Here is an 18785-nt window from a genome sequence, read left to right as displayed (position 1 = left end):
CTATTGTGACTAAACGCATTGCCATCACGCCGGGAGAACCGGCGGGTGTCGGCCCAGATTTAGTGATACAACTAGCTCAGCAGGCTTGGCCTGCTGAGCTAGTCGTTTGTGCTGATCCAGAACTGTTACTGTCTCGTGCCAAAAAGCTGGGGCTCACTATTCAGCTGCGTCCATATCAACCAAACCAGCCACCTAAGGCTCAAGAAGCGGGCACACTCACGATTGTACCGTTTACCCTTGAAGCTGAAGCGGTTTGTGGACAGTTAAATGAAACCAACAGTGCCTATGTCGTTGACACATTAAGATTTGCCGGCGAGAAAAACATGATTGGTGAATTTGATGCTGTGGTAACAGGCCCAGTTCATAAAGGCATTATCAACCAAGCTGGTATTCCTTTTAGCGGTCACACCGAGTTTTTCGCCAATCAGGCTAATTGCCAAGATGTAGTGATGATGCTTGCAGCCCCTGGTTTACAGGTGGCGCTTGTTACGACACATATCCCATTGGCTTACGTATCAAAAGCCATTACCCGTGATCGCCTGCATCAAATCGTCAAAATCTTACACAAGGATTTAGTCGAAAAGTTTGCTATCGAGTCACCACGGATCTATGTGTGCGGTCTAAACCCTCACGCAGGGGAAGATGGCCATTTAGGCACAGAGGAGATCGATACCATCATCCCAGCACTTAATGAGCTGAGAGAACTCGATATGGATATCATCGGCCCACTACCAGCCGATACTCTGTTCCAACCTAAATACCTAGAAGATGCTGACGTCGTACTCGCCATGTACCACGATCAAGGACTTCCAGTACTAAAATCTAGAGGGTTTGGCAGTTCCGTCAACATCACTCTAGGATTACCCTATATAAGAACCTCGGTCGACCATGGTACGGCCTTAGAGCTTGCAGGCACAGGCACCGCCGATATCGGCAGTTTCGTCTGCGCATTAAATAAAGCCATTGATTTGGCCGCAAAGAATTAGTGATAAAAATTACCTCATGAGCAATAAAGTACATTTAGGCCATACGGCCAGAAAACGTTTTGGACAGAACTTCTTAACCGACGAGAATGTGATTAATCGCATCGTTGGTGCTATCTCACCTGATAACGACCATGTCATGGTAGAAATTGGTCCAGGTCTGGCTGCATTAACAGAGCCAGTGGCTACCAGCATTGATAAACTTATCGTTGTCGAGTTGGATAAAGATCTTGTTGAGCGTTTACAAGAGCATCCAGTGCTTAAAGATAAGCTTGAGATCCACCAAGGTGACGCGCTCAAGTTTGACTTCAAGCAATTAGTGCGTGAAGACAAGCAGATGAAGGTGTTTGGTAACCTACCATACAACATCTCAACGCCGCTGATGTTCCACCTATTTGAATTTGCTCAGCATATTGAAAACATGCACTTTATGCTGCAAAAAGAGGTTGTTCTACGCCTATCTGCAGCGCCAGGCACCAAAGCCTATGGTCGCCTAACCGTGATGGCACAATATCACTGCCAAGTAATGCCAGTGCTTGAAGTGCCACCTGGTTGTTTCACGCCGCCACCAAAAGTAGACTCAGCAGTTGTGCGCCTGGTGCCGTATAAAGATAAGCCTTGGCCATGTAAAGATGTCGAGCTGCTTAGAAACTTAACGACGACTGCATTTAACATGCGTCGTAAAACACTGAGAAATAACCTTAAACAGTTATTATCAGATGAAGACTTTGCCGAACTCGGCATCGATGCGACACTCAGACCTGAGCAGATCCGCGTTGACCAATATGTGGCGATGGCTAACCATGTTTTCGATAAGAAAGCATCGAGTTAATCAAATAGATTTCTCTCTAAAGGGCAGTTAACTGCCCTTTTTTTATACCTTTTTTATAGATTATTACCTGTTAATTCAGCAACAGTCCATTTAAGATGAAAGTATGAACTACACACAATCAAATTAACTGCATCTTTTAGGGGACGATATGAATCAAATAGCATCATCTGTATGTGTCGATGTCAAAACATCATATATTGAAACCCAGTCCGCACCGGACGAAGATAAGTACCTGTTTAGTTACACCGTAACCATCTCCAATTTAAGCAATGAAGAGATTACTCTCAAGAGTCGCCATTGGTGTATTACGGATGCTAATGGCCGAAAAAGCCAAGTGCATGGCGCAGGTGTTGTAGGAGAGACTCCGACGATAAAACCCAATAGTAGCTACGAATATACCAGTGGCACCGTACTCGAGACGCCACTGGGCGTCATGGAGGGCAGTTACACTATGGTCGATAGCCGCGGCAATGAGTTTGAAGCGCCAATATCAGCCTTTCGTTTATCCACCCCCGGTTTACTTCACTAAAGCAAAAAATCATATTTAGGTAAAAATGGCTAACTATTTTGTAGGCGATATACAGGGCTGTTTCGAGGAGTTAACCCTGCTCCTCAATAGCGTCGACTTTAACCCCTCAAAAGACTGCTTATGGGCAGTGGGTGATCTCGTCGCACGGGGCACAGGCTCTCTGGAGACCCTGCGCTTTTTTAAATCACTATCGGGTTCGGCAAAGGTAGTCCTTGGTAACCACGACCTACACTTACTGGCAATTCATGGCAAGTTAAAGCGCGCTAACCCTAAAGATAACTTAAGCGCGTTACTCGCCGCCGACGACATCAATAGCATTATCGATTGGCTAAGACTTCAACCCCTCTATCAGGAGTGGCCCGAGCAGCGACTGCTAATGAGCCATGCAGGCGTACCTCCACAATGGGATTTGACAGCCCTGCGCAGCGAAGCGAATAGGGTATCTCAGACGCTAAAGTCAAAAGATTATCTAGAGGAGTTAATCAGTGAAATGTACACCAACGATGTTGATGACTATCACTCGGATTTAACTCCGCTTGAGAAGCAGATCTATTGCATTAATGCCTTAACTCGCATGCGCTATCTTAAAGATGATGGTCGCTTAGATTTTGACTGTAAGTCGCCAATTCAAAACTGTAATCACGCCAACTTGACGCCTTGGTTTAATGTTAAATCTAATATTCCTGCTGACTATACATTAGTCTTTGGCCACTGGGCCGCGATTATGGGACAGACAAACCATGTGAATCGATTAGGTTTAGATACAGGCTGTTGCTGGGGGGAATATATGACCCTATGGCATTTTGAATCGAACCAAAGAATCACTCAAGAAAAATTAAAAGACGTTAAAAGAAGTTAAAAAAGAGTTAAACTATCGCTGAATTTGGCCGATAAAATATTCGATTGGCATGTCAGGCGGATGCTGTGACTTGGATAAAAATAATAAAAATGGAGCTCCTATGAAGTTAAATGTAGCCACCAGGGTGATCGCAGGATTTACGGTAGTCACATTACTACTGATCGTCCTAGGCGCAGCATCTTGGTTAACTAACAACCAGCTAAAGAGCAGCACACAAGTTCTACAAGAGCTCAGCTTACCAGCGCTTGAGTCGAGCAGTTTACTGTCACAAACTATCTCCGAGCAGGAAAAGCTGATCTTAACAGCCTATCACAGCGCTAATGCAGGTGAGATCCCTCAAATCAACGCTCAATACTCTGCCGCGAGTCAGACCTTTGAGTCAGAGATTACCAAACTGGCCAGCTTAGTCAGTAATAACTCCGAATTAAACTCCGTCATTCGGACTCTTGAGGGGCAATACTCTCAATTCAATAGCACCAGTAAAGAGATGATAGCTATCCATGAAGCTGCGCTAACCACAGCCAAGCAGATTAGCAGTCAATATGACGATGTGGAAATTGCCGTCGATGACAGTGCGTCTTTATTACTAGATTTAATCGATCTAGAGATGAGTGAAGATCTGGTTGAACAGGAGATTGCAGCGACTGCAAGTACGCTAGAGCTGAGTTTTAGTAACATCGCGAGCACCAGTTTCGACCTTGTTCGCAGTACAGACAAGGCCAAGTTCGATATCATCTCAAAAGAGCTGGACTATATCGTTAGTGACACTAAGAGCAAGGTAGATTACGTTACTAACCATTGGGATGGTGTTGTCGAGAGCGAGCTTATCGAAGAGCTCAACAGTGAAGCGACTAACGTATTTACCATGGTTCAAGGTAAGAATTCGTTAATTGCACTAAAACGCAAAGAGATAGAACATAATACTCGCGCAAAAGCTTTGCTTCACGATGTAGAACTTGCAGCGGGCAATGTTAACCAACAGATGAAGGCGCTAACAACGAACATCGAGTCCATCTCTCGTGAAATTAGCAGCAGCGCCATCGAGAATATCGACAACGCAAGTATGCGTACGATTCTATTAATGACGGTTGCAATTCTTGTCGCCATTGTCGTCAGTATCGCAGTTGTGCGCCCACTAACCCGCTCTCTCGATAAAATCAACCACGCGCTAAACGTGTTGGCCTCAGGGGACCTGACCCATAAGTTAGACGATTCGGGCCACGATGAGTTTGCTAAACTATCAGCCAACTGCAATAAGCTAGTCGATAGCCTACGTAGCCTTATCCAAGGCATTTTAGAGCGCTCCGATCAACTCGCGGCCGCAGCCGAAGAGACTTCGGCAATTACGGCTCAAACGACTGTCGGTATTCAAGAACAGAAGAGCCAGGTCGATCAAGTCGCAACTGCAACCACTCAGCTAAGTTCAAGTGCCCAGCAAGTCACCGTTAGCGCCGACGAAGCACTAAGTCAGATAAAAGCCGCCGATGATGAAAGCCAACATATGCGACTGATGGCTGATGAAAACAAGCGCACCATTCTAGCGCTCGCCGATGAAGTAGCTAAAGCCAGTGTGGTGATTAATAAAGTCCACGCAGATAGCGCCTCTATCGGCTCAATTCTCGATGTGATCCGCGGTATTGCAGAGCAGACAAACCTACTGGCTCTTAACGCCGCAATCGAAGCAGCGCGCGCTGGCGAGCAAGGCCGAGGCTTTGCTGTGGTAGCCGATGAGGTTCGCAGTCTCGCATCGAGAACCCAAGACTCAACCCAAGAGATCCAGCAGATGATCGAGGTGCTACAGAAGGGCACACAAGAAGCGGTTGCAGTAATGGACCTAGGAAGCTCTCAGGCGAGTTCTTGCGTTGAAAAAACAGAGCAGGCTAACAATGCCCTAGAAAGTATTAGCGAAGCTGTACACCGCGCTCATGACTCAGGAACCCATATTGCTCATGCTGCACAAGAGCAGAATCTGGTCAGCCAGCAGGTCTCAGAAAAGCTTGAGCATATCGCCGCTATTTCAGAGGAAACCTCTACTGGAGCCGACCAAACGGCGCAGTCGAGTCATCAGGTCGCGCAATTAGCCGAAGAGCTACAGGCCTCAGTTAAAGAGTTTAGAGTTTAACCTACCAGATTGAGACACTTAACCCGTTAAGCAGAGGTTTGATTTAAAAAAGAGGCGCTATAGTTAGCGCCTCTTTTCTTTAGCTATTAAATGCCTGTTTATCATCAAAAGCCGTAAATCGGCTAAAAAAATACTGGGACTCGCCCAGTAATTTTAGATTCGCTTTGTAAGAGCCTAACTGCCTGCAATACGCTCTTTAATGGCTGCTGTGATTTCACTGCTACCATGGCCGTTGCTTTCAGCCCAGGCAACGATGCTCTGCCCATCGGCTTCCGCTTGGTTTAAATCTGAAGCTGGAAGACGCTTAGCGACAAAGGTGCCAACCTTATTAGAACCACTCTTTAAAGCCGTTCTCAATAAACTATCGCCACCACAGGAAACACCACTATAGATGTTGCGTAACTTTACTCTGCTCTCTTTTAACTTCTTACGAAGACGGTTTTTGTCATCGGCCTGCACATAGTTACAGATGTTTGCAGCCAACTGGTCTTGATTAGCTAGCGCAGTTGATGGAACAGAAATTGAAGATGCCACTATCAGTGTAGCGATGCTCAAGGGTAACAGACGCATCAGACACTCCTTATTTTTTAGTTTTTATTTAGAAAAGTAGCGCTATTTAGTAGCTTGCTTTCTCTTTATCTAGGGTACTAAACAACCCCCTGAATTTAACACTTTTTTACCAATTTGATAAAGCTATATTCAACACCTTTATCATTTTTCGCAACATCCCGAGAAACTTCTTGCCAGCTTCCATCATCCCACTGCGGAAAATAGGTGTCCCCATCGACTGTTAGGGCTATCTCGGTGAGATAGAGAATATCAGCCTGAGGCAACAACATTTCATACAGTTGCCCGCCTCCCATCACGACTAGCTCTTCGCAATCTCCGGCAGCTATTTTCGCTTCATCAAAACTGCTGACACGAGTGACCCCCTCAATCACTAAATCTTCTTGACGGCTTATCACGATATTATGGCGCCCAGGTAGCGGTCGCCCTATCGACTCATAGGTCTTTCGTCCCATCACCACAGGCTTGCCTAAAGTCATGGCTTTAAAGTGGCGTAGATCTTCAGGAAGATGCCATGGCATTTGGTTGTCTTTACCAATAACACGGTTATTTGCCATCGCGGCAATCATAGCTATTTTCATGATACTTCCCTTTATTTCTGTGGTGTTAGCGTGCAATCTAGCAGCCCACTAACATCCTGTAGGCTTAATAAAATTTAGTTATTTAATGACAGGGCGAGAGCGGAAATAGAGTAAGCTTGGCATTGCTAACCCGACCGAAAGTGCACCTAAAATAAATACAGTCTTAAGACCGTTACTCACCACTTGATAGATAAGCTCTGGACTCATATCTGCTTGCGCGGTCAGCTGCACTAGGCCGATGACGGTATTAAATGCGTAGGTGCCCGGGATCATCGGAATTATTGCAGCAACAGCATACATTAATGGCGGCGCTAAATGCTTCTTCGCAAATGCTATCGTGACTATGCCCACCAAGGCTGCCGCTAAAAAAGTGGCCCACTCAATTGGTAAACCAAAGCTTAGCCACATGGTACGGCTACCATGACCCATAGCTGCGGCGATTGCACAGTAGGGCAGGAATCGGCGCGGCACATTAAACACCATTGCAAAACCTATTGCAGGAATAGCAGAGAAAATCGCATCGTTGAGCATAGTTAAGATCAGCGACATCATCAGAACAAGCCGCCTATTTGCATGGCAATGGTGATACCTATCACCGATGCGACTGTTAGCAAGGTCGCATGCCCCCAGCGGGAGATCCCCACATTTAAGTGCCCTTTGACCATATCTGAAATAGAGTTAATCATCGGAAAGCCTGGCACCAACATCAACACGCTCGCTGCCATTGGCAGCTTAGGGGTGTCAGTCAAATCAAACTGGTAACCCGTTTGTGCAATAAGGGTCGTCACAAAGGCGGTGACGCTAAAATTAAGTAGAAGATTAAAGTGACGCTTGGCAATAGACAAACGCACGAACATGCCGATGGCCGAGGCGAGAAAAGTAATAAAACAAGCTGCTAAGTCACCACCAAACAGGTGGCAAAAGCTGGCACATGATAAACCTATCATAGGCACAACAAACTTGGCTGGATAAGTCTTGGGCTCAATACGGCCGACGCGCTTGCGCACTTCGGTCAATCCATAGATCCCTTTTTCGGTAAGCAAGCAGATCCGCTGCAATTCGCAAACCACGGTCATATTGATACCATGTTCACGAATTCGTCGAGTCGTTGTGATGCATCGACCGACAGAAAGACTGGTTAAAACTAGGGAGTTGGAGGAGATGGAGATCTCCACACTTTCTAAACCTAAGGCGTGGCCTAGACGCTGAGTGATCTCTTCAACGAGTTCTGATTCAGCGCCATAAGCAAGCAGAAGTTGAGCAACTCTAACGACTTGACGAGTAATGTCATTTTGCGTTGTAGCGTACACCTTGTCTCAACTTCCTCTTATCGTATCAATTATCTTTGATAGATAATTTCAACATCGTAATCATCATCATCGAAGTCATCGTCAAAATCATCGTCATAATCTTCATTAATCGATTCATTTGCTTTCTGATGATAATTATCCCACTTAAATTCAACTTCTGCATCGGCATCCGCTTCCTCTTCAGGAGGTAGAGAGTCGATAAAGTCGAGTAATTTAAGGGCTAGCTCGGCGGTACCTTCACGGTTATAAGCTGAAATGGTATAGACATCGCCATCCCACTCTAGCTCTTTAACGATATGATCGATACGCTCCTGAAGCTCTTCCTCAAGCATCAAGTCCGCTTTGTTAATCACCAACCAGCGTGGCTTAGACGCAAGCTTAGGTGAGTGCTTCTCTAGCTCACCTACGATTGCACGAGCAGACTCGACTGGATCGCTACCATCGATAGGCTCTACATCTAAGATGTGTAGCAATACACGACAACGCTCTAAGTGCTTAAGAAACTGAACACCTAGGCCTGCACCATCGGCAGCGCCTTCGATCAGTCCTGGAATATCCGCAATAACGAAGCTCTGACCCGGTCTTGGGTTAACGACACCTAAGTTAGGAACCAGAGTTGTAAATGGATAATCAGCCACCTTTGGCTTAGCCTTGGAAACCGAGCGAATAAAGGTCGATTTACCCGCATTTGGCATGCCTAGCAAGCCCACATCGGCAAGTAGAAGTAGCTCAAGCTTAAGGCTACGAACTTCACCGTCTGTACCTAAGGTTTTTTGTCTTGGCGCACGGTTAGTACTGCTCTTGAAGCGAGTATTACCTAAACCATGGAAACCACCTTTAGCCACAAGCAATTTCTGCCCGTGAGTGGTTAAATCACCTAGTGCCTCTTCGGTATCGTTGTCGATAGCGCGCGTACCAACTGGTACTTTAAGGATCAAGTCTGCGCCACCGTGACCAGTACAGTCACGACCACGACCATTCTTACCGCGCTCGGCGATATGAAAACGTTCAAACTGATAGGTGATCAAGGTATTGAGGTTTTCATCGGCTTGTAGATATACACTACCACCGTCACCACCATCACCACCGTCTGGACCACCATCTGGAACATATTTTTCGCGTCTAAAGCTAACGCAACCACTGCCACCATTACCGGCTTCTACACGGATAATAGCTTCATCGACAAACTTCATACCAACTCCTGGCACCATAGAATGAAAGAATTATACTCTTAACGATTCTAGTCGCCAAAACACAATTTACTTAATTTAAAAAAAACAAAGCCCCACCAATGGCGGGGCTTAGTATCAATCTTTGCGAAGCGAAAGATTAATCTTCGATGCTAATGAACTTACGGTTCTTAGGACCTTTAACTTCAAACTTCACTTTACCATCGGTAAGAGCGAATAAAGTGTGGTCACGGCCAACACCTACGTTTACACCAGCGTGGAATTTAGTACCACGTTGACGAACGATGATGTTACCAGCAAGAACTGATTCACCGCCAAAGCGCTTTACACCAAGACGTTTACTTTCTGAATCGCGGCCGTTACGAGTAGAACCGCCAGCTTTTTTATGTGCCATGAGTTAGACTCCTAATTAAGCGTTGATAGCTGTAATTTTAACTTCGGTGAACCACTGACGGTGGCCCATCTTCTTATCGTGGTGCTTACGACGACGGAACTTAACAATAGTTACCTTCTCCGCACGGCCGTGGCTGATAACTTCAGCAACAACCTTACCACCTTCAACTAAAGGTGCACCAACGTGTACAGTTTCACCATCAGCAACCAAAAGAACTTGGTCGAATTCGATAGTTTCGCCTGTAGCGACTTCTAATTTCTCTAAACGAACTGTATGGCCGGCTTCAACGCGATGTTGCTTGCCGCCACTTTGAAAAACAGCGTACATAGCTATTTTACTCCGATATTTCTAACACGCCGCTCAAAACATATTTGTTTGATGCAGGGGTGCTATAAAAGCTTTAATGACAATGGTCGCGGAGTTTACGCTAAGAAGTAGCCGCTGACAAGTCTTAATTAACTAAGAATAAAAAAAGACCCAAATAACTCTCACAATCTTCTACAACTACTGTCTTGTGCCGCAAATTTAGGTAGAATCCAATTATTATAACATTTAAGCCTTAATTGAGCTGCTTATCTTAATCAGCAGCCAACAAAACCAGAGCCTACTTATGGATTTAAACGCCATTCGTCAATTGGCTGATAGCGACATGCAAGCTGTCAATCAACTGATCTATAAACAACTAGAGTCAGACGTTGCCCTCATTAATCAACTTGGGTTCTACATTATTAACGGCGGTGGTAAACGCTTACGACCTCTGCTCTCTATTCTAGCAGCTCGTGCCATCGACTATAAAGGTGATTCTCACCTTAAATTGGCCGCAATCATTGAATTTATCCATACTGCATCACTTTTACATGATGATGTTGTCGATGAATCGACCCTTCGCCGTGGTAGAAAGACGGCCAATGCACTATTTGGTAATAGTGCTAGTGTGCTAGTAGGTGACTTCCTCTACACCCGCTCTTTCCAGATGATGACTGAGCTGAAGTGTTTAGACGTACTTGAGATCCTTGCCGATGCGACCAACGTACTCGCCGAAGGTGAAGTGCTACAGTTAATGAACTGTAATGATCCAGACACCACCGAAGACAGCTATATGCGCGTCATCTACTGCAAAACAGCAAAACTATTCGAAGCCGCCACTCGTCTCGCAGGTTTACTGGCTGATAGCCCAATTGAAGTGCAAGATGCGCTAGCCGACTACGGTAAGTATCTAGGCACCGCATTCCAGTTAACCGACGATCTACTCGACTACACGGCTGAAACTGAAGAGTTAGGCAAAAATATCGGTGATGACTTAGCCGAAGGCAAGCCCACTCTGCCGCTTATCTTTGCTATGGCAAATGGTAGCGATACAGAAAAGGCCTTGATCCGTGAGGCTATTGAGAAAGGTGACGGTACTGAGCACATCGAGGTTATTCTAAGCGCACTTAAGAGCTGTGGTGCTTTAGAGTACACTGAAAAGCGGGCCATAGAAGAGTCAGACAAGGCGATTGCAGCACTTGATATCATTCCTGACTCTGATTATAAAACTGCATTGATCTCACTGGCTAAAATCGCCACACAGCGCAGTCACTAATCACATAAGACCGCAATATAAGCGATTAAACAAAAAAGGGAGCCTTAGGCTCCCTTTTCAATTGCAGTCTCCGAGAGGCTGCTCACATAGACTACTTAACGAAGTCGATACCCAGCTGAATGTCAGCTTTTAGTGTATCTAGCATAGCGTCACGTGCATTCGCTTCAAATGCACTCACTTCGCCATAAGCCAATACTTCTTCAACACCGTTTTTACCTAGTACAACAGGTTGTGCGAAGAATTCAGCGTGCTCACTGCCGCCATCGACGTAAGCGCACTCAACAACGTTAGCTTCGCCCTGTAAGCCACGCACGAGTGATAGACCAAAGCGACATGCCGCCTGTCCCATTGATAGTGTCGCACTGCCGCCACCAGCTTTAGCTTCAACCACTTCAGTACCCGCATTCTGAATACGTGTCGTCAGCGCAGCAATTTCTTCATCGCTAAAGCTCACACCTTCAACCTGTGAAAGAAGCGGTAGGATAGTCACACCGCTGTGACCACCAATAACCGGAACCTTAACGTCTGCTACGTTCAGGCCTTTTGCTTCTGCAACGAAGGTTTCTGAACGAATGACATCGAGTGTCGTCACACCAAATAGGCGGTTCTTATCATACACACCCGCTTTTTTAAGCACTTCAGCAGCAATCGCTACAGTAGTGTTGACCGGGTTAGTGATAATACCGATTAAGGCTTTTGGGCAAGAGGTAGCGCACTTTTCAACTAAGTTACGTACGATGCCAGCATTGATATTAAATAGATCTGAACGATCCATCCCTGGCTTACGAGCAACACCTGCCGAGATAAGTACTACGTCAGCACCTTCTAAAGCAGGAGTTGGATCTTCACCAGCAAAACCTTTTACTTCTACAGCAGTTGGGATATGGCTTAAGTCAACCGCAACGCCAGGGGTAACTGGAGCGATATCATACAGCGACAATTTAGAACCCGCAGGTAATTGAGTTTTTAATAGTAGGGCGAGAGCCTGGCCAATACCACCAGCAGCACCAAGTACAGCAACTTTCATAATGATCTCCGTTAATCCTCGGATTTTTGTGATTTAGATCCATTTTTATTTTCCCGCAACAGTACTGGATTCACAAGAAAAATACAATTATCCCTTAGTCGTGTTCCATATAATCTAGAACACTAATATAGGTAACAGCATTCGGAAATCGAGTAAGAGTCAGGCCTGCAGAAGGAATGCAAGGATACATTAGCAGAGTCGAAATTAGAATAAACAATCTAATTAATCGCCACCCCATGGGACTAGGCCCCATTAGCAATGAATTTTTATTCACAAAAACGAATAAAGATTGACAAAAATGGGGAAAATAATCATGATGGAGCGGATTTTTTTGAATAAAGAATAAGAATATATGCAAGCTAATAAAAGCCAAGATGATTTAGTTAAGACCTTCAAGTCGATTTTGAAAGAAGAGCGATTTGGCTCTCAGAGTGAAATTGTTATTGCCCTGCAAGCCGAAGGCTTTGGCAATATCAACCAGTCAAAAGTCTCTCGTATGCTAAGTAAGTTTGGCGCGGTCAGAACCCGTAATGCTAAACAAGAGATGGTCTACTGTCTTCCGGCTGAACTCGGTGTGCCGACTGCGGGTAGCCCGCTTAAGAACCTCGTACTCGATGTTGACCACAATCAATCTATGATTGTCGTTAGAACCAGCCCAGGAGCGGCGCAACTTATCGCCCGCCTACTTGACTCCATAGGTAAACCTGAAGGGATCTTAGGTACCATTGCTGGCGATGACACCATCTTCATCTGCCCATCTAGTATCCACAATATTGAAGACACATTGGAAACCGTTAAGTCGCTGTTTAATTATGCCGACTAAACGAGTGTTGCAGGCGATATGCTGTAGCCTCTAGGTTACAGCATCCTCTCCCCGTCTATTACACCTTCAGCACAAACTCCATAATAAGATAGCCACCATCACGATAGCCCCTCAAATATAGAACACATTGTTTTATACAATATATTGAATAGATTCTTCTCTCTTTAACAATTATCGTTATAATCCTAAACGACAGTAATTTGAGTCGAGGATAAAGAGTGAATAAAAGTAAAATTATAAATATCAACGATATATGCTGGGAACCTTGGCAACATGAAGATGAGTATGCCAGTGAACAAAAACATATAGGTGACTCCGCTGGCGGGGAAAAAATCGGCGTCACTATGGAACGCTTAGCACCTGGAAAGTCCTCTGCGGTGGCCCATTACCATACAAAAGAGGAGGAGCATATCTACGCTATGCACGGCGAAGCGACGCTATATATTGACGGTGAGCCTCACTCCTTCAGTCAGGGGGAATATATCTGCTTTAACGCCGATACGGGTATCTCACATAAACTCGTCAACCATAGCGACCAAGATTTCGTCTTTCTTGTGGTCGGTAACCGAGACATACATGATGTAGTCGTGTATCCCGAAAACAACAAGGTACTCGTTAAATCAGTAAATGAAATTTATGCCAGACGCCCTACTAACTATTGGGATAAAGACGAAATTGATAGTGAATAACTCTCTCGGTAACCTCCAATAAAAAAACGCACCTTAATGTGCGTTTTTTTATTGTCAGAACTTTATGGCATCAGCTAACGCGATTCATAAAATCCAATGAAGGCGCGAAGAATGATGATCCTGTTAGTGCTTGAGTAAAATGCATCAAGTGATCATGATTGCCCTCGGCATCACCATGTATCATGCTCTCTAACATCTTTTCGAAATGCACCGAGTTGCGACAGGTAGAGATAAACATCAAACCTTGCTCTTTAACTGAACCATAAGGCATGCTCTGCCTTAAGATCTCCATCGACTTGCCTTCACTATCTTTCAGGTTCACACGCTTAATGTGGCTCGTTAGCGGCTTATCTGCAGATGCATACTCAATGTTGTCGGTCTTAGTTCGCCCGATAACGTCTTCTTGCTTCTTAACTGGAAGGCGATTCCACTTACTTAGGTTATGAGCAAACTTCTGCACATGGATATAGCTGCCACCTTTAAATTGGGCGTCTTCGTCACCAACTAAAGCCACTTCTTGTCTGCTACGCCCCTTAGGGTTTTCAGTGCCATCGACAAAACCGGTTAGGTCGCGCGAGTCAAGGAATCTAAAGCCGCGCTCCTCGTCTACAAGCTCGACTAAGCCTTCAAACATTTGGCAAACTTCATTGGCAACTAAATGTAAAATATCAAAGCGGTCACAACGGATCTGCACGAACAAGTCATACTCGATAGCGGGGGCATCTCGGTTATCACGATTCATTGCTGGGAAAGGTTTTAGCTGCTGCGGTCTAGCATTAGGATATAAGGTGTCCCAATAATTAGCTCCTATGGCAACAAAGCCATTAAATGCGCTATCAGAATATTGATCCGTTAACTCATGAATATATTGAGCGACAGTCGCCACACATGGACGCATATCAGACTCAACACTTTCATTAGCATTAAACATTAAATAGACGCTGTGCAAATTTCCTTCTGCACATACTCCAAGCTGTTCACGAGGCATAACCTGACTATCCATTATTATAAGTAACCCTTCTGCTGAATTTAATTTCGGCAACATTATGTACAACTTTAGTTATTAATATCATTAACTGACGCACAATAACTAGAATTAAAACATAAATGTTGGTTGTCACGCAGTTTTAGTCGAAAGCATACTGGATCGAGATCTCAAAATATAATGCTCTATTTAGCCTAGAAATATCTTCCTAGGCTCAATTTTCTCCACTATATGGAAGCGATACTCACGCACACTCATTCTCGCTGACTACGCCTTACACTAAAGCCTGCCGCTTACCTGTCACCTTATACTGTCTAACTAAACCTAAGCTTAAGCGAAACAGTTATTTTGCAAAGCCTTATGCAAACAAGACTAAATTGTGATTTTGATATGTTATCGCTACCCGTTGCCCCGCAACAAAATCAAGATTAGTGCTATGAACCTCTAACACGCTTTGTGCAACCTTAACTTGATATTGGCAAATATTACCTAGAAAACGGCGCCCAGAGATCTCTCCCGCTCCATCTGAGGCGCTGGTTAACTCTATATGTTGCGGCCTTAATAAAACCTCAGCTTCTGAGCCAACACTTAAATTCAGCTGATTATTACTGGCTATCAGTCCAATTGAAGTCTCGATCTTATTACTATCAATAACCTTTGCTTTTAAATAGTTAGCCATACCCAGAAAGTCTGCTACATATCTATCTGACGGCTGTGAATATAACTTCTCAGCGTCACCAGATTGCACAATTTGCCCCTGATTAAATAAGGCAAGCTTGTCGGCAAAGACAAAGGCTTCATCTTTACTGTGGGTTACAAATACTGCACTCACATTATGCTGTTTCAAAATATCCCTGATCTCTAGCATCATCTCTCGGCGTACCTTAGCATCGATGTTAGAAAAAGGTTCATCCAACAACAGGACTTCAGGCTCATAGGCGAGCGCCCTAGCAATAGAGACCCGTTGCTGCTGCCCACCAGAAAGCTCATGGGGATAACGTTTCGCTAGCCCCTCAAGCTTCACCAGTGCCAGCATCTGCGCCAAACGAGCTGCTCTTAATGATTTATCCCGAGTCTCAACTCCGAATAGGATATTTTCAGCCACGGTTAGATGAGGGAACAGGGCGTAGTCCTGAAAGATCATCCCCACCCCACGCTGCTCACTGGCAACGAAATGGTCATCGTCGGCAACGACTCTGTCGTTTATGATTATCTTACCGCTACTTATCGCCTGTAGCCCCGCAATGGCTCGAAGCAAGGTTGTCTTACCACAACCACTTGGCCCAAGTAGCGCCACGATCTCTCCTTTCTCGACCGTAAGATCTAAGCCCTTTAATACGACCTGCCCTTGATAATCGCTAAACACCTGTTGTACTTGTAATGTAGCCATACTAATTATCGTGCTCCAAGGAACGGTTAAGGTAGATAAGTGGAATGAGCCCCACGAGCACTATGACGATTGCCGCTAAGGCTCCCTGCTCGAGCTGCTCATCAGAGACAAACTGATAGACATAGGTGGCGAGGTTCTCAAAACCGATAGGCCTTAACAAGAGAGCCGCCGGTAACTCCTTCATGCACTCAATAAATACCAGCAATAAGCCTGCAAAAATGCCTTTTCTAAGCAGAGGTATATGCACCTGCTTTAACAGACCTAATGGCTTAAGTCCCATGGTGATACCAGCCATATCCAGTGAGGGAGAGATCCGCTTATAACTGTTCTCGATACTGCCTATCGCAATGGCAGCAAAACGAATCGTAAACGCGCACACAATAATGAAACTGCTACCAGTTAAGATAAGCCCCGGTTCTTCAAAACCAAGGTATATGGCAAGATCGTTAATAGCAAAGTCGAGTTGAGTAAACGGCACCAAGATCCCAATCGCTAATACTGTCCCTGGCAATGCATAACCCGTTGAAGCTAGGCGTGAAGGCAAGATGTCGGCCTGACGCGGGCTAATGCGCCGAATAAACATCAACACAATGCCGATAACGACACAAATAGCACTGGCCAACAAAGAGATCCACAAGCTATTAAAACTGTACTTAAAAAACTCGTCATTCCAGCTTTCGGCAAAGTAACCATAGGCATATTGCAGCAAAATAAAGAAAGGCAATAAAAATGCTAAAAATAACAGCCCTGTACAGTATGCCGTTGCAGCGAAAGCCTTGGCGCCAGACAGGGAGTAAACATCGAGTTCACCCGGGGTCGACAACTTTTGAAATAGCTTTTGTTTGCGCCGAGCAAAACGCTCAAAGCCTACCATAGCGAAAATGACTAACAACATGATGGTTGAGAGCTTAGCCGCTGCGGTCAAGCTGCCGTGTTCGAACCAAGTATCATAAACAGCTGTGGTCAATGTCGGCACGGCAAAGTAACTAACCGTCGCAAAGTCCGCCGCTGTCTCCATAGCCACTAACGCAGCGCCAACCGCTAATGCAGGCCTAGCCATAGGAAGGCTTAGGCGCCAGAAACTCTTCCAAGGCCCACAGCCCATCACCCGCGTTGCTTGGCTTAGGCTGGCAGATTGTTCCATAAAAGCGGTTCTTGCCAATAAGTAGATATAGGGAAACAGTACCAATGCCAACATGATTGCAGCACCGCCTAAGGTCCTCACCTCCGGAAAATAATAATCTTGGGGAGTTTGCCAACCAAAAGCGATACGTAAACTGCGTTGCACAGGTCCGGAGTAATCGAGTAAGTCGGTATAGACGTAGGCTACAACATAAGCGGGCATGGCCAAAGGCAATAGCAATGCCCACTGAAAGATACGCCGACCAGGAAAGTGACATTTAGCCACTAGCCAAGCGGCTGGGATGGCAATGATAAGAGAGCCTATAACCACCCAAAACATTAACCACAGGCTGTTACTAATATAAGTGGGTAATACGGTATTAAACAGGTGGCCAAATACAGCCTCATCGGGTAACAGTGATTGAGCAATCAACGCAATCAAAGGCATTATAATCAACAACGCCAAAGTATAACCCACAACAGACCAGCCCTTGGCTAAGCCTAAAACCATAATGTTAACTACCTAAAAATAAAACATCCGTGTACTTGGATAAAAACAAGAAAACCTATCTAAAACGATAGGTTAACTGGAATATTGCCAGGCTGAACTAAACCATTAACTTCAAACCGCTTCTTCTAGTCTAGCTTGAATTGGTTAGCCCAACCTTAAGAGTCAGCCACTACAGATCAAACTTCACTTCATCGAGTAGTTTGATTGCTGCGCCATGATATTCAGCCAATTTGTAAATAGGTAGGTCATCGGCTTTAAAAGCTCCCCAAGAAGCCACTAATGTTGAAGGCGCTACGTCTGCCTTTACAGGGTACTCGTAGTTCACTTCAGCGTAAGCTTGCTGCGCCTTATCACCTGATAAGTACTCCATCAACTCAAGCGCTGCGGCCTGATTCTTTGAGTGCTTAGCCAATGCCATGCCTGATACATTGATATGTGAGCCACGATTATCTTGGTTAGGGAAATTGATCTCAATCGCATCGGCCCATAATTTTTGCTTAGGATCTTGTAGCATCTTACCTAAGTAGTAACTATTACCAATCGCTATGTCGCATAAGCCTTCGCTTACCGCTTTAACCTGTGCTCTGTCATTACCCTGTGGTTTTCTGGCCAAATTGGCTTTCCAGCCCTCTAGCCACGTTTTGGTCTCCTGCTCGCCGTGATGAGCAATCATAGAGGCCACTAATGAAACGTTATATGGATGCTTACCGCTACGGGTACAGATCTTGCCCTTATACTTAGGATCAGCGAGGTCTTCGTAATTAATATCCAATTTACCCAGTCTATCCTTTGAAGAATAAATATTACGCACGCGCATCGTTAGTGCATACCACTCATCGTCTGGTGAACGGTATTTTTGCGGGATATTTTGTTTAAGAATGTCACTGCTGGCAGGAACAACTAAATCTTTTTCAACCAACTCCATCAAGCGGTAAAAGTCTGAGGTCAGAACGATATCCGCCTTCGAAAGGCGCCCTTCACGCTTCATACGCTCGGCGATGCCCTTTTTAGAGAAGACAACATCGACCTTAACACCGGTCTCTTTAGTAAAGTTTTCTAAGATAGGTTCTATCAAAAAGGCTTGTCGATAAGAATATACCGTTAGCCTATCAGCGGCATTAGCGATAGATGCAAAACAAGTCAGTCCTATTACAGCTAGACTCTTTACCATTTTCATTACTCTTCTCCCTTAGGCAAGTATCGAACTCATCAGCGTAAAACGACTGATAATAATTCTCAATTGCAACGAGAGTAATAAAAACTCATACAAACAGCAAGCATTTGTCATA

The 18785-nt window shown here is 45.0% G+C and carries 20 protein-coding genes; 8 read left to right on the top strand and 12 right to left on the bottom strand.

Annotation, left to right across the window (positions count from 1 at the left end; translation table 11 throughout):
- Nucleotides 1–2 precede the first annotated feature (2 nt).
- The 5 genes from pdxA (at nucleotide 3) to L1D44_RS08095 (ending at nucleotide 5325) form a co-directional block, all read left to right on the top strand.
- Entirely contained in the window at nucleotides 3–986 is a 984-nt protein-coding gene (gene pdxA / locus L1D44_RS08115) for a 4-hydroxythreonine-4-phosphate dehydrogenase PdxA (protein ID WP_220769130.1), read from the top strand.
- A 16-nt stretch (nucleotides 987–1002) separates the two neighbouring features.
- On the top strand, nucleotides 1003–1815 hold the full coding sequence (rsmA, locus tag L1D44_RS08110; RefSeq protein WP_220769079.1) for a 16S rRNA (adenine(1518)-N(6)/adenine(1519)-N(6))-dimethyltransferase RsmA: 813 nt from the start codon (nucleotides 1003–1005) through the stop codon (nucleotides 1813–1815).
- A gap of 148 nt (nucleotides 1816–1963) precedes the next feature.
- The gene (gene apaG, locus L1D44_RS08105; protein WP_239889656.1) at nucleotides 1964–2344 is read left to right on the top strand and encodes a Co2+/Mg2+ efflux protein ApaG; all 381 of its coding nucleotides are present in this window, start codon (nucleotides 1964–1966) and stop codon (nucleotides 2342–2344) included.
- Nucleotides 2345–2369: 25 nt separating this feature from the next.
- Nucleotides 2370–3203, top strand: coding sequence for a symmetrical bis(5'-nucleosyl)-tetraphosphatase (locus L1D44_RS08100; RefSeq protein ID WP_239889655.1), 834 nt, complete (start codon nucleotides 2370–2372; stop codon nucleotides 3201–3203).
- A 100-nt stretch (nucleotides 3204–3303) separates the two neighbouring features.
- Nucleotides 3304–5325: a methyl-accepting chemotaxis protein gene (locus L1D44_RS08095; RefSeq protein ID WP_239889654.1), complete on the top strand. Its 2022-nt coding sequence runs from the start codon at nucleotides 3304–3306 to the stop codon at nucleotides 5323–5325.
- 174 nt (nucleotides 5326–5499) lie between these two features.
- Here the strand turns inward: L1D44_RS08095 and L1D44_RS08090 are convergent, their stop codons facing one another.
- The 7 genes from L1D44_RS08090 to rplU all read right to left on the bottom strand — a co-directional run bounded on the left by L1D44_RS08090 (nucleotide 5500) and on the right by rplU (nucleotide 9694).
- A complete protein-coding gene (locus L1D44_RS08090) occupies nucleotides 5500–5895 on the bottom strand; it encodes a DUF3718 domain-containing protein (protein ID WP_220769075.1) in 396 nt (131 codons plus the stop codon).
- A gap of 95 nt (nucleotides 5896–5990) precedes the next feature.
- A complete protein-coding gene (gene folA / locus L1D44_RS08085; protein ID WP_239889653.1) occupies nucleotides 5991–6473 on the bottom strand; it encodes a type 3 dihydrofolate reductase in 483 nt (160 codons plus the stop codon).
- 78 nt (nucleotides 6474–6551) lie between these two features.
- Entirely contained in the window at nucleotides 6552–7025 is a 474-nt protein-coding gene (locus L1D44_RS08080; protein ID WP_220769073.1) for a threonine/serine exporter family protein, read from the bottom strand.
- Nucleotides 7025–7783, bottom strand: a complete 759-nt coding sequence (locus L1D44_RS08075; RefSeq protein WP_239889652.1) for a threonine/serine exporter family protein — start codon at nucleotides 7781–7783, stop codon at nucleotides 7025–7027. The genes L1D44_RS08080 and L1D44_RS08075 overlap by 1 nt, the downstream gene beginning before the upstream one ends.
- Before the next feature lie 29 nt (nucleotides 7784–7812).
- Nucleotides 7813–8976, bottom strand: a complete 1164-nt coding sequence (gene cgtA, locus L1D44_RS08070; protein ID WP_220769071.1) for an Obg family GTPase CgtA — start codon at nucleotides 8974–8976, stop codon at nucleotides 7813–7815.
- Nucleotides 8977–9112: 136 nt separating this feature from the next.
- On the bottom strand, nucleotides 9113–9367 hold the full coding sequence (gene rpmA, locus L1D44_RS08065) for a 50S ribosomal protein L27 (protein ID WP_202720595.1): 255 nt from the start codon (nucleotides 9365–9367) through the stop codon (nucleotides 9113–9115).
- Nucleotides 9368–9382: 15 nt separating this feature from the next.
- Nucleotides 9383–9694: a 50S ribosomal protein L21 gene (gene rplU / locus L1D44_RS08060; protein WP_028765847.1), complete on the bottom strand. Its 312-nt coding sequence runs from the start codon at nucleotides 9692–9694 to the stop codon at nucleotides 9383–9385.
- A 283-nt stretch (nucleotides 9695–9977) separates the two neighbouring features.
- On the opposite strand from rplU, the gene ispB reads away from it, so the two are divergent.
- Entirely contained in the window at nucleotides 9978–10949 is a 972-nt protein-coding gene (gene ispB / locus L1D44_RS08055; protein ID WP_239889651.1) for an octaprenyl diphosphate synthase, read from the top strand.
- Nucleotides 10950–11040: 91 nt separating this feature from the next.
- Here ispB and mdh read toward each other — a convergent pair whose 3' ends face one another.
- Nucleotides 11041–11976: a malate dehydrogenase gene (gene mdh, locus L1D44_RS08050; RefSeq protein ID WP_220769070.1), complete on the bottom strand. Its 936-nt coding sequence runs from the start codon at nucleotides 11974–11976 to the stop codon at nucleotides 11041–11043.
- Nucleotides 11977–12328: 352 nt separating this feature from the next.
- On the opposite strand from mdh, the gene argR reads away from it, so the two are divergent.
- Nucleotides 12329–12799, top strand: coding sequence for a transcriptional regulator ArgR (gene argR / locus L1D44_RS08045; protein WP_220770653.1), 471 nt, complete (start codon nucleotides 12329–12331; stop codon nucleotides 12797–12799).
- A 218-nt stretch (nucleotides 12800–13017) separates the two neighbouring features.
- Nucleotides 13018–13488, top strand: coding sequence for a cupin domain-containing protein (locus L1D44_RS08040; protein WP_220770652.1), 471 nt, complete (start codon nucleotides 13018–13020; stop codon nucleotides 13486–13488).
- A gap of 70 nt (nucleotides 13489–13558) precedes the next feature.
- Here L1D44_RS08040 and L1D44_RS08035 read toward each other — a convergent pair whose 3' ends face one another.
- The 4 genes from L1D44_RS08035 to L1D44_RS08020 form a co-directional block, all read right to left on the bottom strand.
- Nucleotides 13559–14491: a Dyp-type peroxidase gene (locus L1D44_RS08035; protein WP_239889650.1), complete on the bottom strand. Its 933-nt coding sequence runs from the start codon at nucleotides 14489–14491 to the stop codon at nucleotides 13559–13561.
- A 340-nt stretch (nucleotides 14492–14831) separates the two neighbouring features.
- Nucleotides 14832–15863 carry an ABC transporter ATP-binding protein gene (locus tag L1D44_RS08030; protein WP_239889649.1) on the bottom strand — a complete coding sequence of 344 codons (1032 nt, stop codon included), beginning with the start codon at nucleotides 15861–15863 and terminating at the stop codon, nucleotides 14832–14834.
- A 1-nt stretch (nucleotide 15864) separates the two neighbouring features.
- Complete coding sequence (locus L1D44_RS08025; protein WP_239889648.1) at nucleotides 15865–17496, bottom strand: iron ABC transporter permease; 1632 nt, start codon at nucleotides 17494–17496, stop codon at nucleotides 15865–15867.
- A gap of 169 nt (nucleotides 17497–17665) precedes the next feature.
- Entirely contained in the window at nucleotides 17666–18673 is a 1008-nt protein-coding gene (locus L1D44_RS08020; protein ID WP_239889647.1) for a Fe(3+) ABC transporter substrate-binding protein, read from the bottom strand.
- Nucleotides 18674–18785 lie beyond the last annotated feature (112 nt).

The organism is Shewanella sp. Isolate13, from assembly GCF_022398325.1.
GTDB lineage: Bacteria > Pseudomonadota > Gammaproteobacteria > Enterobacterales > Shewanellaceae > Shewanella.
The sequence above is the reverse complement of the archived record's forward strand: the minus strand, read 5'-3'. Positions and strand labels throughout refer to the sequence as shown.